14 protein-coding genes are annotated in these 20086 nt (G+C 58.5%); 5 read left to right on the plus strand and 9 right to left on the minus strand.

Translation table 11 applies throughout. The features are described 5' to 3' along the window. Positions 1–111: 111 nt before the first annotated feature. Positions 112–1155 (minus strand): ornithine cyclodeaminase, encoded by a 1044-nt coding sequence (locus tag GOV79_RS02990; protein ID WP_170788538.1) that lies wholly within the window; start codon positions 1153–1155, stop codon positions 112–114. Continuing rightward, on the minus strand, positions 1155–2075 hold the full coding sequence (gene rocF / locus GOV79_RS02995) for an arginase (RefSeq protein WP_170788539.1): 921 nt from the start codon (positions 2073–2075) through the stop codon (positions 1155–1157). The genes GOV79_RS02990 and rocF overlap by 1 nt, the downstream gene beginning before the upstream one ends. An 86-nt stretch (positions 2076–2161) precedes the next feature. Between rocF and GOV79_RS03000 the strand changes: the two genes are divergently transcribed. Both GOV79_RS03000 and mprF read left to right on the plus strand, forming a co-directional pair. Further along, the gene (locus GOV79_RS03000) at positions 2162–2590 is read left to right on the plus strand and encodes an Lrp/AsnC family transcriptional regulator (protein ID WP_170769501.1); all 429 of its coding nucleotides are present in this window, start codon (positions 2162–2164) and stop codon (positions 2588–2590) included. 102 nt (positions 2591–2692) lie between these two features. Then, complete coding sequence (gene mprF, locus GOV79_RS03005; protein WP_170788540.1) at positions 2693–5302, plus strand: bifunctional lysylphosphatidylglycerol flippase/synthetase MprF; 2610 nt, start codon at positions 2693–2695, stop codon at positions 5300–5302. 3 nt (positions 5303–5305) lie between these two features. Here mprF and GOV79_RS03010 read toward each other — a convergent pair whose 3' ends face one another. The 4 genes from GOV79_RS03010 to GOV79_RS03025 form a co-directional block, all read right to left on the minus strand. Beyond that, positions 5306–6868: an efflux transporter outer membrane subunit gene (locus GOV79_RS03010; RefSeq protein ID WP_170788541.1), complete on the minus strand. Its 1563-nt coding sequence runs from the start codon at positions 6866–6868 to the stop codon at positions 5306–5308. Positions 6869–6879: 11 nt separating this feature from the next. Beyond that, the gene (locus GOV79_RS03015; RefSeq protein ID WP_170788542.1) at positions 6880–8025 is read right to left on the minus strand and encodes an HlyD family secretion protein; all 1146 of its coding nucleotides are present in this window, start codon (positions 8023–8025) and stop codon (positions 6880–6882) included. A 21-nt stretch (positions 8026–8046) separates the two neighbouring features. Next, positions 8047–8409 (minus strand): DUF3302 domain-containing protein, encoded by a 363-nt coding sequence (locus tag GOV79_RS03020; RefSeq protein WP_170784531.1) that lies wholly within the window; start codon positions 8407–8409, stop codon positions 8047–8049. 83 nt (positions 8410–8492) lie between these two features. Then, the gene (locus GOV79_RS03025; RefSeq protein WP_170788543.1) at positions 8493–9254 is read right to left on the minus strand and encodes a DeoR/GlpR family DNA-binding transcription regulator; all 762 of its coding nucleotides are present in this window, start codon (positions 9252–9254) and stop codon (positions 8493–8495) included. 198 nt (positions 9255–9452) lie between these two features. On the opposite strand from GOV79_RS03025, the gene glpD reads away from it, so the two are divergent. After that, complete coding sequence (gene glpD, locus GOV79_RS03030; protein ID WP_170788544.1) at positions 9453–11027, plus strand: glycerol-3-phosphate dehydrogenase; 1575 nt, start codon at positions 9453–9455, stop codon at positions 11025–11027. A 50-nt stretch (positions 11028–11077) separates the two neighbouring features. On the opposite strand, the gene GOV79_RS03035 is transcribed toward glpD, so the two are convergent. The 3 genes from GOV79_RS03035 to metG form a co-directional block, all read right to left on the minus strand. Beyond that, positions 11078–14215, minus strand: a complete 3138-nt coding sequence (locus GOV79_RS03035; protein ID WP_170769508.1) for an efflux RND transporter permease subunit — start codon at positions 14213–14215, stop codon at positions 11078–11080. 3 nt (positions 14216–14218) lie between these two features. Next, positions 14219–15397, minus strand: a complete 1179-nt coding sequence (locus GOV79_RS03040) for an efflux RND transporter periplasmic adaptor subunit (RefSeq protein ID WP_170788545.1) — start codon at positions 15395–15397, stop codon at positions 14219–14221. A 274-nt stretch (positions 15398–15671) separates the two neighbouring features. Beyond that, the gene (gene metG, locus GOV79_RS03045; protein ID WP_170788546.1) at positions 15672–17390 is read right to left on the minus strand and encodes a methionine--tRNA ligase; all 1719 of its coding nucleotides are present in this window, start codon (positions 17388–17390) and stop codon (positions 15672–15674) included. Positions 17391–17608: 218 nt separating this feature from the next. On the opposite strand from metG, the gene GOV79_RS03050 reads away from it, so the two are divergent. Beyond that, on the plus strand, positions 17609–18364 hold the full coding sequence (locus tag GOV79_RS03050) for an OB-fold-containig protein (protein WP_237217921.1): 756 nt from the start codon (positions 17609–17611) through the stop codon (positions 18362–18364). A gap of 33 nt (positions 18365–18397) precedes the next feature. Then, positions 18398–20059 (plus strand): flotillin family protein, encoded by a 1662-nt coding sequence (locus tag GOV79_RS03055; protein ID WP_170788547.1) that lies wholly within the window; start codon positions 18398–18400, stop codon positions 20057–20059. The last annotated feature ends 27 nt before the right edge of the window (positions 20060–20086 follow it).

Raw genomic sequence — 20086 nt, forward strand, 5'->3', positions numbered from 1 at the left:
GCCTCGCGCTCCGGGATATTTTTAGCCAGATGAAAAGCGGATCCGTACTTCATCTGGCCCCAAATATCCCAGGGGAGTCGCCCGCAGGGCGGCGGGGGCAGAGCCCCCTACTTAGCTCGCCCGCATCAGCATACCATAGAGGTCTCGGGGATCGTCCGGGTCAGCGAGCATATCGAGAGCTTCGAAATAGTCGGTACCTTCGATTGCTGATTTGATATAGCAAAGGGCCGAGAAGTCCTCGATTGCGAAGCCCACACTGTCAAAAAGGGTGATTTGTTGGTTGTCCTTGCGACCCGCAGCTTGACCGGTCATGACCTGCCAAAGTTCAGTAACGGGATGATCGGGGTTCAGCGCCTGAATTTCGCCTTCGATGCGCGTTTGTTCGGGGTACTCGACAAAAATGTCCGAGCGGAGCAGGATGTCTCGATGCAGTTCGGTTTTACCAGGGCAATCGCCGCCGATGGCGTTGATGTGCACGCCAGGGCCGACCATGTTGTCGGTCAGGATTGTCGCGTATTTCTTGTCGGCCGTACATGTGGTGATGATCTGAGCACCCTCGATGGCGTCTTCGGGCGTTTTGCACAGCACAACCGTCAGGCCAGAGTTTTTTAGGTTCGCCGCACATTTTTCGGTTGCAGCGGAATCGGTGTCGTACAGACGTACCGAGGTAATTCCACACATGGCCTTGAATGCCAGGCACTGAAACTCGGATTGTGCACCATTGCCGATCATCGCCATGGTTGTGGCGCCCTTTGGTGCAAGGTAACTGCCGACCAGGGCAGATGTGGCAGCGGTACGCAGGGCGGTCAGCAGGGTCATCTCGGTCAGCAGGGTAGGGTAGCCGGTATAGACGTCCGCAAGTAGGCCGAAGGCGGTGACCGTCTGAAGCCCTTCGGATGTGTTCTTGGGATGGCCGTTTACGTATTTGAACCCATAGGCCTCGCCATCAGACGTCGGCATCAGCTCGATCACGCCATGGGGGGAATGAGCGGGAATACGGGGCGTTTTATCGAAACTTTCCCACCGCTTGAAATCTACTTCGATGCGGGCGGCGATCTGGGTGATCATGCGCTCAAGGCCGATATGGTGCACAAGGCGCATCATATTGTCGACTGACACAAAGGGCACGAGGGCTTTGTCTGAGGGTTGGGTCATCAGAAACTCCGGGTCGGGCGGTCGAAGATGCGCCGCCCCATCAGCGACGCAGCCAAATCGACCATCAGTTTTGCAGTACGACCGCGCTCATCCAGAAACGGGTTGAGCTCGACCAGATCGAGCGAGCAGACCAGCCCGCTTTCGTGCAGCAATTCCATCACCAGATGCGCCTCGCGCTCGGTCGCGCCGCCGGGAACGGTAGTGCCGACCGCCGGGGCGATGGAGGGGTCGAGGAAATCAACGTCGAGCGACACATGAAGCAGGCCATTTGCGGCGCGGACTCGATCCAGAAAGGCCATTAGCGGGGCCTTGATCCCGTGTTCGTCGATGCTGCGCATATCGGCCAGCATAGCACGGTCCTGTTCCAGGCGCGCGCGCTCGGCCGGGTCTACAGACCGCAGGCCGATCATGCCAACGCGATCGGTCGGCACGGGGGTTGTGATCTTGGGAAAGGCGTCAAAACCCGATTGGCCGGTGAAATAGGCGACCGGGGTGCCGTGCAGGTTGCCGCTATCGGTGCTGTCGGGGGTATGGAAATCGCTGTGGGCGTCCAGCCACAGTACAAAGAGGGGACGGTTCAGTTGTTGAGCGTGCAGGGCCATGCCCGAAACGGTGCCCATCGACAGCGCGTGATCGCCACCCATGAAGATCGGCACGCCTTTGGGTGCTGTTTCAAGCGCGGCGCGCTGCAGTGCTTTGGTCCAGCCGACGCATTCCGGCAAAGCGAAAAGGTGTGCGTGTTCCGCCAGATCGGTTTGGTCGGGTCGGACATCTCCGGCATCGAGAACCGAGTGGCCGAGGTCTGTCAGCGCCGTCTTCAGCCCGGCGACGCGATAGGCGTCTGGGCCCATCCGGCAACCTTGGCGGCGTTTACCGGCATCCATGGGGGCACCGACGAGTATGATGTTTTCCGTGGTCATGTTTCTATCTAGCCATTCTCTTTGACTTGCGAAAAGCCATCAAATTGTTCAAAATGAAAGCTGGTCATCCGAAATGGGAATAAGCAATGGACGATCTGGACAATCGCCTGCTGAGCGCTTTGCACCGTGATGCCCGTGCCTCTCTGTCTGAGCTGGCCGAGACGTTGGGCGTGACCCGCACAACGGTGCGCAGCCGGTTGCAGCGCCTCAAGCAATCGGGCGAGATCGTAGGGTTTACTGTTCTCACCCGGCGTGACGTGGCGCAAAGTCCGGTGCGCGGGTTAATGATGCTGGAAATCGAAGGGCGCGGAACCGAACGCACCATGTCGCGAATTGCCGCCATGCCTCAGGTGCGCGCGGTGCATTCCACCAATGGAAGCTGGGATCTGATTGCAGAGATCGGAACCGATACGCTGGCCGAGTTGGACGCGATCCTGTTCCAGATCCGCCGGATGGAGGGGATCACCCGATCCGAGACCAATCTGTTGCTGTCTACGCGGAAAGGCCGGGTGTAACCCCTTCTGACGCTTTGCGCTTTTACGAAACTGTGTAATGGTCACCCTGCGCGCCTGTTGCGCGCCAATGACGATTGTCACGCCTTTGAGCAGAGGGATGGAATGACCACGCAGGACGCTGAGCAAGAGCTCTGGGCTGTACGCTGGGCCGAGAAGATCACCGGCTTTCTGGAAAAGCCGCTGGTGCGGATCGCTGTTCCGATTCTGGTGACATTGATCGCACTGGTTGTTCTGCATGAACTATCTGCCCACGTGAAATGGGGAGATGTACAGACCGATGTGGCGAACACATCGTGGAAGCTGATGTTCTTTGCGCTGTGTTGGACGGCGTTCAGCTTTCTTGCGTTGTCGATGTATGACGTTCTGGCGGTGCAAAGCGTGGCGGATGGTGAGGTGCCGTTGCCGGTGGCTGGGATGGCGGGGGCCTGCGGCTATGCCGTCTCGAATTGTCTTGGTTTTTCATACATTACCGGGACGGCGATCCGGTATCGCATCTATGCATCGCTGGGGCTGGACCTCAGCCGGGTTGCGGGTGTCATTGCGACGTCGTGGATTGCGTTCTGGTCGGGCATGGTGCTGCTGCTGGGCACACTGCTGACCATGCACCCGGACGGGATTTCGAAAATCCTGCCGATCAGCCCAACGCTTGAGACCGTGATCGGCGTGACGCTTCTGATCGCGCTGGCGGTTCTGCTCTTCTGGCTGGCTAAAGGTGGGCGCAGGCTGGCTTATGGAGGGCTGGGCTTCAACCTGCCCGGAGGTCGGCTGGCCGGGCTTCTGACCGTAGCGGCCATCTGCGATCTGTTCGGGGCGTCGATGACTCTCTACGTGCTGATGCCGGATGATCTGGGCGTTGGTTTCCCGTTCTTCTTTGCGATCTATATCGGCGCGATTGCGGTTGGAATTCTCAGCCATGCGCCAGGGGGTATTGGCGCCTTTGAGGCGACGCTGATCGCTGGTTTGGGCGCCTCAGGGCGCTCGGACGTGATTGCGGCATTGTTGCTTTATCGTTTGGTCTATACGTTCTTGCCTTTTGCCATCGCCGCTGTCTCGATCGCTGTGGTTTCGGGGATCAGCCATCGACGCCACATCACGGGTGCAGCCACATGGGTTTACCGCCTGATGCGCCCGATCGTGCCAATGGTTGCCGCAGGCGTGGCCGCCGTGGCTGGGGCCATATTGCTGCTGTCCGGTGCGCTGCCTGCGAGCAGTCAGAAACTGGGCGTTCTACGGGATGTGCTGCCCTTGTCCTTTGTTGAGGCGTCCCATCTGGCTGGCAGCGCCATCGGAGTTCTGTTGCTGTTGGTTTCGCGCGGGTTGTTTCGCAAGCTCTACCGCGCGTGGATCGTCGCCATGCTGTTGATGGTGGCGGGGTTTGTTGCCTCGTTGACCAAGGGGCTGGACACGCATGAGGCGATTGGCATGGTCGCGGCCATCGCGTTGCTGGCCACGTTCAAGGACGCGTTTTATCGGGTCAGCGGCGCGTCGATCTTTCGCCTGAACATCCCCTGGCTGATCAGCGTTTTTGCCTTGCTGGCCGTGATCTTCTGGATCGGCCTGTTTGCCTATTCTCATGTGGAATACCAAAACGCCCTGTGGTGGGAGTTTGCCTGGAACGGTGACGCCTCGCGATTCCTACGCTCCAGCCTTGTGGTGGCGCTGATCCTTGGGGTGGTGGCTGTAATGTCTCTGTTCGGGCGCGAGATTCCAGTGCCGGAGCGCACCGAGATCCCTGCGGTGGTCGAACGGTTGGTGATGGAGAGCGAGGATACCGAATCCCAGATTTCCCTGACCGGGGACAAGCAGTTCCTGATCGCCCCCGACGACAGTGCCTTTCTGGCCTATGCCGATACCGGCAACGCGCTGATCACCAAAGGAGAGCCTGTAGGCGATGAAAAAGCCGGGCAGCAACTGATCTGGCAATTGCGCGAGATGGCGGATCGCGAAGGCAAGCTGTGCGCATTCTACAGCGTCTCGACCAAATACCTGCCGACCTTTCTGGACCTCGGCCTGTCGATCCTGAAAATAGGCGAGGTCGCGCGTGTGCCGCTGAAAGATTTCTCGCTGGACGGCAAGTCGCGCAAGCGCTTCCGGCAGGCCAAGAACCGGGCCGAGCGCGAAGGTTATGTGTTCGAGATCATCCCGAAAGAGGACTTGGCCCCATACCTGCCAGAACTGCGTCAGGTTTCAGACGACTGGCTGGCGCAGAAAGCGGGCGAGGAAAAGGGCTTTGCCCTTGGTGGGTTTGACGATGCCTACCTGTCCTATTTCGACCACGCCGTGCTGCGCGACAAGGAAGGGGGGCGGATCGTGGCCTTTGCCAACCTGTTCCAGGGCGGTCAAAAATCCGAGCTATCGCTGGACCTGATGCGCTATGAACCCGATAGCCCCAGCTTTGTCATGGACGCGCTGTTCGCCGAGATGATGTCATGGGGCTCTGAGCAGGGCTTCCAATGGTTTTCACTGGGCGCGGCACCGTTTTCGGGGATCGAGAACCGGCAACTGGCCTCGATCTGGAACCGGATCGGAGGGTTCGTTTATGAGCATGGCGAACAGTTCTATCACTTCGAAGGCTTGCGCAGTTTCAAGCAAAAGTTTGATCCGGAATGGAGCCCGAACTATCTGGCCAGCCCCGGTGGTCTGGCTGCACCTCGTATTTTGTATGAGGTGAATATCCTTATCTCGGGCGGGTTGCGGGGCCTCACCAAATAGGCGCTAATTCAGGCTGGCTTGCTGCGGTGTCTCCCGCAGCAAATCACCCCAATCGGTTCGATAGGCCATCTCGGCCAGAACCGATTCGGGCAGGAATTCCTGATTTTGCCGAATCTGCCAGCCGCCACCCAGCCCTTTGTAGACCGCTACCAGATTGCTGGACACCTGCTGACGCGCTTCGATCAGGTTTGCCTGCGAATTCAGCAGCGCGGTCTGCGTGTTCAGGATGCGGGAATAGTCCGCGATCCCGTCTCGGTATTGATCCAACGCGATCTCGGCTGCCCGGCGCGAGGCGGCGACGCTGTTTTCATAGAACCCCACCTGTTTGCGCGATTGGGTATAAGCGACCATAGCGCTTTCGACCTCGGAATAGGCGGTCAGCACAGTGTTCTGATAATTCGCGATCAGCGCCTGATAGGCGGCGTCCTGCGCCCGGACATTGTTCTTGATCCGCCCGTAGTTCAGCACGTTCCACACCACGCCCGCATTGGCCAGTCCTGTGGAACTGGCCGAGGTGAACAGGTCACGCCCACCGGACGCCTGCACCCCGATCGAGCCGGACAGGATGAACTGCGGATACAGATCCGCCATGGCGATCCCGACCTGCGCAGATTGCGTGGCTGCCGCCAGTTCCGCTGCGCGCACATCGGGACGGCGACGTAGCAGTTCAGCCGGAACACCCACGGCGACGTTTGACCGGGCCGAGGGGATACGCCCTGAATTGCCCAACAGACTGGTCATGCGCGAGGGTGTCGCGCCCAGCAGAACCGCGAGCGCATTCTTGGTTTGTTGCAGATCGCTTTCCAGCGCGGGCACCAGTGCTTTAGTGTTGTTCAGAAGGGTGGTGGATTCCTGCACATCCAGTTCGGTCGTGACACCATTGTTGAACCGCAACTGGGTCAGGTCCGCCGATTCCTGTTGCAGCCGGATGTTTTCCCGCGCGACTGCCAGCGATTCCTGCAAGGCGCGGATATTGACATAGAGCGCGGCAACATCGCCCGTCAGCGTCACCAGCGCGTCGTCGTAATTGGCCACCTGCAACGCAAGATTGGACCGCGCCGCCTGCACGCCGCGCCGTTGCTGGCCCCAGACGTCCAGTTCCCACTGCGCGTCAAACCCGGCTTGCGATGTTGAAAATTCGGTGTCCAGCGGGATGATCTCGCGAATATCGGCAATAGGACCGAGGTTTTCGCTGACCTGACGCCGCTCGATCGAGGCGCCGATGGCCTGTGATTGCGGGTACAACTCGCCAAACGCGATGCCCAACTGCGCACGGGCTTGCAATACGCGAGCCCCGGCCACCTGCAGGTCGAGGTTCTGGGCATAAGCCTCGTTTATCAATCTGTTGAGAGTTGGGTCATTGAATGTCTCCCACCATTTGACCACGGGCGCGCTGCGCGAGGTCAAACCGCTGGGTCCGGCACTGGGGCTGTTGACCTCGATCCATTCCTTCACGACCGGAGAGTTTGGGCGCACGAAATCCGGCCCTACCGGTGCGCATCCGGCCAACAGGGCGGCGCATAGCACGGTGCCCATCAGTTGGCGGATCAGGAGGGTTCGTTTCATGCGCTATGTCCTCAGATATCCAGCGGGCGGATGAAATTCGCAAATGAGTAGAGGCGAATGTTGATGCGCCGCAGAAATTCAAAGCTTTTGCCCTGACCGGTATAGATTGCGACCGCCGCGTGACCGCCTGCGGGGAAGGTGTGTCCATCCGGAATATCGACCGAGATTTGCACCGCAATGCGGCCCGGCAGTTTAGGCAGCTCAAAGCCGGGCAGGCGGCCCGAGGGCAGGTATTGCCCCTGACGGGTGGCCCACCAGATCGCTTCGACCTTGCCGGTGAGGATTTCCCCGGGATAAAGGTCCAACGCGACCTCAACCTCTTGCCCCGGCTCAACGAATTTCAGGTTCTGTTGCCGGTAAGTCGCCAGAATATAGGGGTTGTCGGTGGTGACAAAGCTGGCAATTGCCCCCAGACGCAGGTCACCGACGACAAGGCCGGGTCGGGCCTGCTGTGAAACGATCATGCCATCTTCGGGCGCGTAGATCGTGGTGTTGTCCAGATAATACTGCGCCTTGTCCAACTGTGCCTGCGCCTGAAGGATACCGGTATTCACCCCGTCGATCTGCGATGCTTGCGCCAATTCGGCCTTTTCCAGATTGGCTTGTGCCTCTTTGATCTTGGCCTCATCTTCCGTGACTTGCTCGTTCCAGCGGTCCAGCTCATCCTGGCGCGCACCGCCTGCGGGGACAAGGTTCTGATACCGCGTCTGCTGGGTCAAAGCGTATGCAAGCTGCGCATTGGCGCGTTCGACCGCTTCGCCTGCCGCGATGACATCTTGTTCAAGGATCTTCGCATTCTGCTGCGCGGCTACAAGCTGGGCCTTGGCTTCATCCACCTCAAGCGAAAAGACAGTGTCATCAAAACGATAAAGGGGGGCCCCCTTTTTCACTTGCGTATTCGGCTCGACCAGAACTTCGGTCAGCAGGGTGGGGCCGGTCAGACGCGGTACAATCTGGATGGTCGAACGCACCACATGGCTGTCGATGGAAAACGGCTGGAAGAAGCGCAGGGCGACCAGAAAGATCAACAATAGATGCGCGCCGACCCAGAAGGACACGATCCCCCACGCAATGTTGAACTTCAGCCATTGCAGTTTGAAGAAAATGAGCCAAACGAAAATAAGATAAAAAAGCGTAATGCCGAGGGCGACAAACATCGTGTGGAGGGTCCTTTGGCCTTAGCTTTTCTGCGGCTCGTCCGGGTCAAGCGGATCGCGGTATTCTTCATTCAAGGTACCACCCAACCGTTTGATCTCCTTGCGGATCGCGTCGCGTTCGTCGTCTGGCATCCGGCGGATATCGACGGTGGTTCCATCATGGAAGGCCCAGATGAAGGCATGCACCCAGGGCACGATGGCCAGAAAGCCCATCCAACCCATGATCTTGACGGCCTCGGCATGTGGATGGTTGCGCTTGATCGCGATGCGACCAGGCAGCCCCATGATGAACAAAAACAGCGCCATGACTGCGCCCAACAGCAGGATCAACGCGACAAAAGTCAGATAATCGTAATAGCCAAGGGGTTGGCCCAACAGTCCCATGCTCGTGCCTCCTTGTTGGAAGGTTGCCCCATCCTCAGACGTTGGCACGGGGTTCGTCAATTAAATTATCGGCTGCCGCCCCGTCAGGCGCACAGTTTGACCTTCGTATTCCATTCCGCGCATTTCTTGGCCAGGTCTTCTGCCAAAGGTTGATCGGTGTAAAACACATCGACATTGGTCAGCGAGGCGATCCGCGCAGGCGCGGTCCGTTGGAATTTCGAGTGGTCGGCGACCAGCAGGCTGCGTCGGGCTTGGGCAATGATCGTCTGGCTGACCTTAACCTCCTGAAAGTCGAAATCCAGCAAATCGCCCGCCGCATCCAGGGCCGAGCATCCAATCACCGCATAGTCAAACTTGAATTGCTCGATGGTCGTGATCGTCAGATCCCCCACCAATCCACCGTCCGAGCGGCGCAGCACGCCCCCGGCGACAACGATCTGGCAGTTTGGGTTTTCGACAAGGATATTGGCGACATTCATGTTGTTGGTCACCACCATCAGGTCTTTGTGGTTCAGCAGTTGACGCGCGACGGCCTCGGTCGAAGTGCCGATATTCATGAAGAGGGACGCACCGTCGGGTATGTCCTGCGCGCAGGCTTGTGCGATCTGAACCTTGGTGTCGGCGTTGAGCGCCCGGCGGTCTTCGTAGCCGATATTCGACACGCCCGACCGCAAGACCGCACCTCCGTGAACGCGGTCCAGCTTTCCCATGTCCGCCAGTTCAGAAAGGTCGCGGCGGATGGTTTGTACAGTGACATCAAATCTTTGCGCCAGTTCTTCGACCATGACACGGCCATCCTGTCGTGCAACTTCCAGAATGTCGGATTGGCGGAAGGACAGGGACATTTGAGACTCCGATAAGGGAATGTTCGAATTTATTCCTTTCCAACCTGTTTGCGGGAGGTTTCGGTAAAACTGCAAGGCCATTTTGCCAAAATTTCCATTTTGATGCAAAAAACGAACAATAACGAAAGTAAACATTGACGACCCGAGCGTGTATCGGGTTAATGGCGCTGAGTTTTCACGTCATGGGCATCTTGAGATATGACTCAGCAAAATCAGCAAGTGACCGACCTTTTCATTATTGGTGGCGGGATCAATGGCTGCGGTATCGCGCGGGATGCCGCCGGGCGCGGATTGTCGGTCGCGCTGGCCGAAATGAACGATCTGGCTTCGGCTACATCCTCAGCCTCGACCAAGCTGTTTCACGGCGGGCTGCGTTATCTGGAGTATTTCGAGTTTCGTCTGGTGCGCGAGGCGCTGTTCGAACGCGAAACCCTGCTGCGGGCGATGCCGCATATCAGCTGGCCGATGCGGTTTGTGCTGCCTTATCACAAAGACATGCGGTTTGACTCTGAGACGCCGACCTCACGGCTGCTTGGCACTGTGATGCCGTGGATGAAGGGGCGCCGTCCGGCATGGCTGATCCGTCTGGGACTGTTTCTTTATGACCATCTGGGCGGGCGCAAAATCCTGCCGGGGACCAGCGCGTTGAACCTAAGCACAGCGGCCGAGGGTGCTCCGTTACAGGATCGGTTCCAGACGGCCTATGAATATTCCGATTGCTGGATCGAGGACTCGCGGTTGGTTGTCCTGAACGCGCGGGATGCCGAGGCGCGGGGTGCGCAGATCATGACCCGGACCGAAGTTCTGTCGGCAAAACGCGTGGATGATCTCTGGGAGATCACGCTCAGCGACAAGCGGTCAGACGAGACCCGCACAGTGCGGGCAAAGATGCTGATCAATGCGGGTGGTCCCTGGGTCGGCGATATCATCCAGACTAAAATCCACATGAACTCACGCGAAGGGGTTCGTCTTGTGCGCGGTAGCCATATCGTAACGCCCCGGCTGTTCGACCACGAAAAATGCTACTTCTTTCAGGGTGAGGATGGACGCATCATCTTTGCCATTCCTTACGAGCGGGATTTCACCTTGATTGGCACTACCGATCAGGACCATGCCGACCCGTCTGAACCGCCTGTCTGCACTGAGGTTGAGCAGGATTATCTGTGTGATTTCGCCTCGCGATATTTCAAAACGCCGGTGACGCGGGATCAGATTGTCTGGACCTATTCCGGGGTGCGTCCGCTTTATGATGATGGGGCCAGCAGTGCAACAGCGGCCACGCGAGACTATACGCTGAAGGTGAACGCCGTGGGCGGGGCACCTGTGTTGAATGTGTTTGGCGGCAAGATCACCACCTATCGGCGTCTGGCCGAAAGCGCGCTTGAGAAAGTGGCGGAACATTTCCCCGATCTTCCGGGGCCATGGACGGCAGGCGTGGCCTTGCCGGGCGGAGATTTTCCGGTGGATAGTGTGGAAAAACTGATTGGCCAAATTCAGGCAGAGTTTGCGTTCCTTGATCGCGGCTGGGCCGAGCGGCTTGTGCGCGCCTATGGCACCGAAGTACGCAACATATTGGGTGATGCGAAAACAACCAGTGATCTGGGCGAAGACTTCGGCGCGACACTGTTCGCGCGCGAATTGGACTGGCTGATGACCCGCGAATATGCCCGCACTGCCGAGGATGTGGTCTGGCGACGCAACAAGCTGGGGCTGAGGCTTACGCCCGAGCAGATTGCGCGCATTCAGGCGTGGATGGATCAAAAACTGGCTTGAACGACCTGTACACAGAAAAAAGCCCCGCTGGTTGAGCGGGGCTATTTGGTTCAGGCTGTTTCCTCGGATGGGCCGGGGTCGTTCTTGGTGCCCTTGATCCATTCTCGCAGTCCCTGCATCAGGGCATAGAGAACCGGAACCAGAATGACACCGATCAGCGTCGCCGCCAGCATTCCTCCGAACACGGCAACACCGATGGCCTTCTGGCTGGCCGCACCGGCGCCATTGGCGGCTAGCAGCGGCACAACACCAAGCAGGAAGGACAGCGCCGTCATCATCACCGCGCGGAAACGCTGATGCGCAGCTTCGGCAGCTGCTTCCTTAATCGATAGGCCGTTGGCGCGTTGCTCCATCGCAAATTCGACGATCAGAATGCCATTCTTCGAGGCGAGCCCCACAAGCATGATCATCCCGATCTGTGTATAGAGGTTGATGTCACTACCGACGATAGCCACCGCCGCCACCGCCCCGAACAAGGCGACGATCACAGATAGCAGGATCGAGACTGGCAACGACCAACTCTCGTACTGACCCACAAGGAACAGATACCCGAACAAGATTGCCAGCCCCAAGATCACGATCACCAGACCGCCCGAAGCCAGCTGCTGCTGCGCTGTGCCGGTCCACTCAAACGCATAACCGGGGGGCAGGGCGTTGGCGGATTCCTCGGTCATGACAGTGATTGCATCGCCGCTGGACAAGCCGGGGGCAGGAACCGCCGTCACCGTGGCAGACCGGAACAGGTTGTGCCGTTTCAGCAAAACCGGACCCAGCACATTTTCCACGTCGATCAACGTTCCCAAAGGAACCATCTCGCCCTTGGTCGAGCGAACATAGAGGTTCGCGATGTCGTCGACCTTGGTCCGGTATGACCCTTCGGCCTGAATCATCACGCGGTAGACCCGGCCGAACAGGTTGAAGTCATTCACGTAATACGAACCCAACTGCGCCTGCATGGTCTGGAAAATCTCGGCCACCGAGACTTGCAGTGTTTTGGCCTTTTCCCGATCCAGATCGACAAACAACTGTGGAACATTGGCGCGGAAGGTTGTGTAGGCCTGTCCGATCTCAGGTCGTTGGTTCGCCGCATAGACAAACGAACCCACGGCCGAGGCCAGATCCTGAGGCGAGCCCCCTCCGGTTTGCTGTACCTCCATCTCGACACCCGCCGACATGCCCAGACCCTGAATGGGGGGTGGGTTGAACGCCACGATCGAGGCTGCAGATTCGCCGTTTGCAATTGCCAGAACTTTGCTCAGGATAGCGTCGGCGGTCAGGTCCGGCTCTTGCCGCTCTTCCCAGTTCTCAAGGTTCACAAAGATTGCGGCCCCGTTGGTCGTCGTGCCGTTCAGCAACGAGAACCCGTTGACTAGAACGGTACTGGCCACACCCGGAATTTCGCGGATCTTGTCGTCGACGCGGCTGGAGACGGTTTCGGTCCTCTCTAGTGTAGCAGCGTCGGGCAGTTGGATGTCCACGAATAGATATCCGTTATCCTCAAGCGGGATAAAGCCCTTGGATGTGGTGCCCATGATCGTACCGGTGCCCATCGCCAGAACGACGATGACACCTAAAGCCACCACCGGCAGGATCAGCATCTTGCGCACAATGGCGACGTAGCCGCTGCGCACGGTTCCGATGAAGTTTTCGAACATCGCCAGCAGCCCTTTTGGAGGACCGGACCGCGCCCGCAGCACCAGACCGCACAGGGCAGGGGACAGTGTCAGTGCGTTGATGGACGAAATCACAACAGCGGTCGAAATCGTCACTGCAAATTGTGAATAAAGTCTTCCTGAGATGCCTGGCATAAAGGTTACAGGCACGAAAACAGCCAGTAGAACCAGGGTGGTCGCGATCACCGGCCCGGTGATCTGGCCCATCGCCTTGCGGGTCGCCTCGGCGGGGGGGAGGCCTTCTTCGGCGATGATCCGTTCTACGTTCTCGACAACCACGATGGCGTCATCCACCACGATCCCGATGGCCAGCACCAGCGCAAACAGCGAGATCGTGTTCAGCGACATCCCAAAGGCCAGAAGGAATGCGAATGTCCCGATCAGTGAGACAGGGATGGCCACCGCTGGAATGATCGTTGCCCGCCAACTGCCCAGAAAGACAAACACCACTGAGATCACCAGAATGAAGGTCAGGATCAGGGTCGAGACCACGTCATTCAGCGATTGCTCAACGAAATCGGTGGTGTTGAAGGGCACTTGATATTCAACATCCGTCGGGAAGGATCGCGACAGGCGATCCAACTCGGCCTGAACGCGTTCAGACACGGCCAACGCGTTCGCGCCAGGAGCCTGGTAAATGCCGATGACAGTAGCAGGCACAGCCTGGAAATAACCCGAGGCCGAATAGAACTGAGCGCCCAGCTCGACCCGTGCGATATCTTTGACCCGAACAATCGATCCTGCCTCACCAGTGCGGATCACGATATCACCGAATTCATCGGCCGAGGTCAGTCGGCCCTTGGTCTTGATGGTGTACTGAAATGTTTGGCCCTCTGGCACAGGCGGAGACCCGATAGACCCTGCAGAGACCTCGATATTCTGTTCCCGGATGGCACTGATCACATCGCCCGGCGTGATCGACAAGGCGGCCATCTGATCAGGGTCCATCCAGATTCGCATTGCGTATTCCAGGTTGGTCAGAACATCAGCCTTACCAACGCCCTGAACCCGCGCCAGTGCGTCTTTTAGGTTGATCGACGCATAGTTCGACAGGAAGACACTGTCATATGTCCCATTGGGCGATGTCAGCGTGACCAAGAGCAGCATGTTGGTCGAAGCTTTTTGCGTGACGACGCCCGAAGAGGTCACTTCGGTAGGCAGCGAAGACATCGCCTGTGCCACGCGGTTTTGCACGTTGACTGATGCGATGTCGGGGTCAGTTCCGACTTCAAACGTAATATTCAGCGAATAGGAACCGTTGTCGGACGAGGTCGACGTCATATAGATCATGTCGTCCACACCGTTGACCTGCGCCTCGATCGGGGCGGCGACGGTGTTTTCAACCGTCTCGGCATTTGCACCGGTATAGGTGGTCGTAACACTGACCACGGGCGGGGTGATGTCGGGGAATTGCGCCACCGGCAGCACCATGTAACCGATGCCGCCCATGATGGTCAGCACCAGCGAAATGACAAGCGCCAGCTTGGGCCGGCTGATGAACAGGGCAGAGAACATCCGTTATTCTCCCGGCTGCTCAGAGGCGACAACCGCATCAACGGCAACACCCGGACGCACCCGTTGCAAACCCTCGACAATCACGCTTTCCCCTGCGCGCAGCCCATCCTTGACGATGATAGCGGTCCCAACCGTGTTGCCGGTGGTTATATAGCGCTGTTCGACCATCTGCTGATCATTCACGACCAGCACAAACTCGCCCCTCTGATCGCGCTGCAAAGCGGCTTGCGGGATCAACACCTCAGTCGTTGGTTTCAATGCCTCGATCTGCACGCTTAAGAATGCACCATCGACGATCAGACGCTTGGCGTTGTCGAATTGAGCGCGCATCCTGATCGCCCCGGTCAGCGGGTCTATTCGGTTGTCGACAAAGACGATTGTACCTTCCTCATCCAGTTCGGTCCCGTTGGGCAGGACAACTTTCACCACTGGGCTTTTATTGCTTTCCGCAAGCGAGGCGGCGTTTTCACCCACCGCTTGCAGAACCGACGTGAACTCCTTTTCGTTCAGCGAAAAATTCACATAGATCGGGGCTTCGCTGACTATATTCACCAGTGGTGGATTATTCGGCCCAACCACATCCCCGACACTTGTAGTAGCGCGACCGATACGTCCGTCGAAGGGAGCGTGGATTTCCGTATAGCTGAGATCAAGTTTGGCTTGTTTAATCGCGGCCTGCGCGGACTTGACCTCGGCTTCGGCCACCAGTTCATTGGCGCGGGCAATGTCGCGTTCAGATTCTGGGGTCGCGTCACGCTCGTACAATTCCTGCTTACGTGCGAGCTCCACCTTGGCCAGTTCCAGATTGGCCTGCGCCCGGTCCAGATCGGCATTTCTGGCATCCAGCGTGGCCTGATAGAGGTCAGGCTCGATGGTAAACAGCAGATCGCCTTCCTTAACCAACGCACCATCTTCCACGTTCTGACTGTCCAGAAACCCGCTGACCCGAGCGATGATATCCGCCTTATTCAGCGCCTCGGCCCGACCGATAAAGGTTGCTTCCTCGGTAATGTCCTGAGTGTAGGCGGCCGCGATTGAAACCTTGGGCGGTTGCGCATCGCCAGTGTCTTGCGCTGTGCTGGGATCGGCAAGTGTAATCAAGCCCAACGCGGCAGCGCAACTGAGCGCTTTGAACGACCGGCCACTCTGCAAAGGTTTCAAAAAGTTTGGATCAAAGAACATGGCGAATGCCTCGTGATGGTCTAACAAAAATCGACCCGACCACCCACTTACAGGCCGAGTCGATTGCACTTTGAGACGAGGATGACGGGTTTGCGTTTTTTTCTCAAGCGTATTGAGGTTTTTCGCTGGGGATAAGATCTAGAAAAAATGCTGGAAGTGCGGTTGTTTACGTGGTGTTTTTCGCTTTTTCTCTTTTGGGTTTGGGGTCGTGTGCGAACAGGCGGGCAAGAAAAAAGGGGCCGAAAGGCCCCTTTGTCTTGATCCTTGTTGGCGCCTAGATGCGTGTGCCCGCGAAGCGGGTCTCCCAATCTTCGCGCTGCTCGTCGGTGATCTTGGCGAACAGCACATCCGGCACCGTGAACGCGTGACCCGCAGGTAGCGCTTCCAAAGCCTCGGCCACTTGATCGGGCCAGCTTGTGTCCAGCGTATTCATCGCGCTGAGCATCCCGGCCGAGGTTTCGGGGATGAACGGCGCGCTGAGCACCGCGTAAAGGCGAATCAGGTTCAGGCCCAGGCGGACCTGCGCGGCGGCTTGTTCGGGGTCTTCCTTGAAGGTCGACCACGGCGCCGCAGATTGCAGATATTCATTGCCTGCCACCCAAATCGCGCGCAATTCTTGCGCTGATTTGCGAACCTCCATCGCCTCCATGAACCCTTCATAGGCACGGACGCGGCGGGTGAGTTCCGCGATAAGCTCTTGTTCACGATCACCAAATGTGCCGCCCTCGGGCACCGCCTCACTGAATTTTGAACGGCAGAACTTGGTGATCCGGCTGACGAAATTGCCCAGCACGTCAGCGAGGTCCTTGTTCACCGATTGCTGGAAATTCTCCCACGTGAACTCGCTATCGCTGCTTTCCGGCGCATGGCTCAGCAGCCACCAGCGCCAGTAATCGGCGGGCAGGATCTCAAGCGCCTGATCCATGAAAACGCCGCGGCCTTGGCTGGTCGAGAACTGGCCGCCATCATAGTTCAGATAGTTGAAGGATTTCAGATGATCGACCATCTTCCACGGCTCGCCCGAACCCAGAATTGTGGCGGGGAAGCTGAGCGTATGGAAGGGCACGTTGTCCTTGCCCATGAATTGTACGTAACGGACGTCATCCGCACCTTTGTCGGTGCGCCACCAGCGTTCCCACTCTGCATCCGGTTTGCCGCTGGCATCGGCCCATTCCTTGGCGCAGGCGATATATTCGATCGGCGCGTCGAACCAGACATAGAAGACCTTGCCTTCCATCCCCGGCCAGTCCTGATCGCCTTTCTTCACCGGCACACCCCAGTCCAGATCACGGGTGATGCCGCGATCCTGCAGGCCGTCGCCGTCATGCAGCCACTTCTTGGCAATCGAAGTCGTCAAGATCGGCCAGTCGGCTTTGCTGTCGATCCATGCATCCAGCTGATCTTTCATCGCGGATTGGCGCAGATACAGGTGCTTGGTCTCGCGGATCTCTAGATCAGTCGAGCCGCTGATGGCGCTGCGCGGCTCGATCAGGTCGGTTGGGTCTAACTGCTTGGTGCAGTTTTCGCACTGATCGCCGCGCGCGCGGTCATAGCCGCAGTTGGGGCAGGTGCCCTCGATATAGCGGTCAGGCAGGAACCGACCATCGGCGTTGGAATAGACCTGTTTCTCGCTGACTTCACGGATCAGCCCGGCCTCGTCCAGCTTGCCAGCGAAATGCTGGGTCAGTCGTTTGTTCTGATCGCTGGAAGACCGCCCGAAGTGATCGAAGCTCAACCCAAAGCGGTTCGCGATATCGGCCTGAACGGCGTACATATCGGCGCAATAGTCTGCCACCGGTTTGCCCGCCTTTGCTGCGGCCAACTCTGCTGGCGTGCCGTGCTCGTCGGTGGCACACAGGAACATGACCTCATTTCCTCGGCCGCGCTGGTAGCGTGCATACAGATCAGCTGGCAATTGCGAGCCGATCAGGTTGCCGAGGTGCTTGATCCCGTTGATGTAAGGGATCGCCGAGGTGATGAGAATCCGAGCCATTTTGCGTTTCCACGTATCTAACTGCGCGACCGTCTACCTTATGTGACCGCCCAGCAAAACCCCGGCTTTTACCCACATGTCATTTTAGACACGCATCTATCAGAAAACGCGCCACTGATGCGGCCGCCGATTGTACCCGGATGACAGCGCGCAATACCCATAGGTTGTAAATTGGAATCCCAACCTCTTGAATTTCGAGAAATGACTTCCCATATGAAATGTATACCAAAGTATACAATAACGAGGGCGATCCGCTGATGTTCGACTTTTTGCTCGAGGGTGCTTTTGTGCCCTTTACCCTTTCGCTTGCGCTGCTGTTCGGTCTGCTGGCGCTAGAGCTTGTGGCTCTGGCGATCGGCGGCAGCTTACTGGCGGGTGAGGGCGAGGTTGACCTGGATGCGGTTGATGCGCCTGATCTGGATGTGGCCGACCTTGATCTGGACATCGACGCGGATGTTGATCTGGGTGACTTTGAGCTGGCCGAGATCGAGGCTGATGCGCCGGGGGCCGAACCGTCCGGACCTATGGCATGGTTAGGTCTGGGCAAGGTGCCCTTCATGATCTGGCTGGCGGTGCTGCTTGCGGGCTTTGGCCTGTCGGGCATGGGCCTGCAACTGGCGCTGCGCGACCTGCTGGGCTTTGACCTGCCATCTTGGATCGCCGCCATCCCGGCTGGCGCATTCGGACTGTGGTTCGCACGCGGCTTTGGCGGTGTTTTTGCCCGCCTTCTGCCCAAGACCGAGACCGAAGCGATGTCGGAACGGATGCTTGCTCGCCGTCGTGGTGTGATCACCCAAGGCACCGCATCGCGCGGCCGACCGGCCGAGGTGCGCGTCATGGATCGCTTTGGCAACACGCATTACCTGCGCGCCGAGCCACTGCAGGACAAAGAGATGCTGGAGCAGGGCACGGATGTCCTTGTTCTACGCGACAGACGGCGCGACCGGTTCGTTCTGGTCGGCTTGTCAGACTAACCGAATTTCAAACCCCAACTCGGAGGATTTTGCATGGAAGTTCAATTCCTGGCCGTCACGGTTGTGACTATTCTGGCCGTACTCTTGTTCATTGGCCTTGTGCTGGGCCGTCTCTATCGTCGCGCTACGCGTGAAGTCAGTCTGGTGAAAACCGGGGCAGGCGGCAAAAAGGTCATCATGGATGGCGGCGTCATCATTGTGCCGCTGCTGCACGAGGTTAGCCCCGTCAACATGAAGACCCTGCGCCTGGAGGTGCAGCGCAGCGGTGAGGCCGCGCTGATTACTAAAGACCGGATGCGCGTGGACGTAGGTGTCGAGTTCTACGTCTCGGTCATGGCGACCGAAGAGGGTATCGCACGTGCCGCGCAAACGCTGGGCGACCGCACTTTCGACGTTGAGCAACTGCGTGAGATGATCGAAGGCAAGCTGATTGACGGCTTGCGCGCCGTGGCGGCTCAGATGACCATGGATGGTCTGCATGAGAACCGCGCCGACTTTGTGCAAGAGGTGCAGAATGCGGTGTCCGAAGACCTGTTGAAGAATGGTCTGTCGCTGGAATCTGTCTCGCTGACTGCGTTGGATCAGACACCGTTCGAGGCGCTGGACGAAAACAACGCCTTTAACGCCGTGGGTATGCGTAGGCTGGCCGAGGTAATTGCCGTGTCCAAAAAGGAACGCGCGCAGATCGATGCTGAGGCCGAGGTTGAAGTGCGCCGCGCCGCGATGGAGGCAGAGCGTCAAAAGTTGCTTATCGAACAGGATGAGGCGCAGGCGCGGATTGAGCAGGCCCAGAAGGTCGAAACCATGCGCGTGGCGCAAGAGGCCGAAATCGCGGCCCGGACCGAGGACTCGGTGCGCGAGACTGAACGCGCCCGGATCGCCCGTGAAGAAGCCATCCGTTCGGCCGATATTGAGCGGGAGCGTAAAATCCGCGATGCCGAGATTGCCAAAGAGCGTGAGATTGAAGTGGCCGAACAGGAACGTCAGATCATCATCGCGCAGAAATCCGAAGAGGAAAGCCGCGCGCGTGCGTCTGCCGACTTGGCCCGTGCCGAGGCGACCAAGGCAACCGAAGCCGTCGCGACCGCCCGCGAGGTGGCCGAAGCCGAGCGGATCAAGCAGATCGCTCTGATCGAAGCCACGCGTGAGGCCGAACGTCAGGCGACCGCGATCCGGCTGGCCGCGCAGGCCGAGAAAGAGGCCGCCGCGGACCGCGCCGAAGCCCGCCGCGAAGAGGCACAAGCCGAGGCAGACGCGCTGAACATCCGGGCCGAGGCCAAGAAAAACGACATGCTGGCCGAAGCCGAAGGCAAGCGCGCCATTGTCGAGGCCGACAATGCTCTGTCCGCGGCCCAGATCCGCATGAAGGTCGATATGGCGCGGATTGAGACGATGCCATCGATCATCTCGGAGATGGTCAAGCCTGCGGAAAAAATCGACTCGATCAAGATCCATCAGGTGGGCGGCATCGGGGCCGGGGCCTCGGGCGGCACGGCCAACAGCGACAAGCCGGTGGTCAATCAGGCACTGGATTCGATCATGGGCATGGCGGTGCAGATGCCCGCGCTCAAGAAGCTGGGCGAAGAGCTTGGTCTGTCGATGGAAAACGGTGTCGGCGGCGTAGTGAACGGAGCGCTAGAGCAGACGCAGGACCCCGTCGAGGGGCTGGAGGACGAGACGCCTCCGACCCAGTAACAAAAGGAAGGGCCGGGATTTCCCGGC

Source organism: Ruegeria lacuscaerulensis, from assembly GCF_013034745.1.
Taxonomy (GTDB): Bacteria; Pseudomonadota; Alphaproteobacteria; order Rhodobacterales; family Rhodobacteraceae; genus Ruegeria; species Ruegeria lacuscaerulensis_B.

Coding starts and splice junctions, on each gene's coding strand:
- GOV79_RS03020 (WP_170784531.1), bottom strand. CDS start 8,409: ATGGGACTGTTGGGCCAACCCCTTGGCTATTACGATTATCTGACTTTT.
- GOV79_RS03025 (WP_170788543.1), bottom strand. CDS start 9,254: ATGTCCCTGTCCTTCCGCCAATCCGACATTCTGGAAGTTGCACGACAG.
- GOV79_RS03010 (WP_170788541.1), bottom strand. CDS start 6,868: ATGAAACGAACCCTCCTGATCCGCCAACTGATGGGCACCGTGCTATGC.
- metG (WP_170788546.1), bottom strand. CDS start 17,390: ATGGCTCGGATTCTCATCACCTCGGCGATCCCTTACATCAACGGGATC.
- GOV79_RS02990 (WP_170788538.1), bottom strand. CDS start 1,155: ATGACCCAACCCTCAGACAAAGCCCTCGTGCCCTTTGTGTCAGTCGAC.
- glpD (WP_170788544.1), top strand. CDS start 9,453: ATGACTCAGCAAAATCAGCAAGTGACCGACCTTTTCATTATTGGTGGC.
- GOV79_RS03000 (WP_170769501.1), top strand. CDS start 2,162: ATGGACGATCTGGACAATCGCCTGCTGAGCGCTTTGCACCGTGATGCC.
- GOV79_RS03035 (WP_170769508.1), bottom strand. CDS start 14,215: ATGTTCTCTGCCCTGTTCATCAGCCGGCCCAAGCTGGCGCTTGTCATT.
- mprF (WP_170788540.1), top strand. CDS start 2,693: ATGACCACGCAGGACGCTGAGCAAGAGCTCTGGGCTGTACGCTGGGCC.
- GOV79_RS03050 (WP_237217921.1), top strand. CDS start 17,609: ATGTATACCAAAGTATACAATAACGAGGGCGATCCGCTGATGTTCGAC.
- GOV79_RS03055 (WP_170788547.1), top strand. CDS start 18,398: ATGGAAGTTCAATTCCTGGCCGTCACGGTTGTGACTATTCTGGCCGTA.
- GOV79_RS03040 (WP_170788545.1), bottom strand. CDS start 15,397: ATGTTCTTTGATCCAAACTTTTTGAAACCTTTGCAGAGTGGCCGGTCG.
- rocF (WP_170788539.1), bottom strand. CDS start 2,075: ATGACCACGGAAAACATCATACTCGTCGGTGCCCCCATGGATGCCGGT.
- GOV79_RS03015 (WP_170788542.1), bottom strand. CDS start 8,025: ATGTTTGTCGCCCTCGGCATTACGCTTTTTTATCTTATTTTCGTTTGG.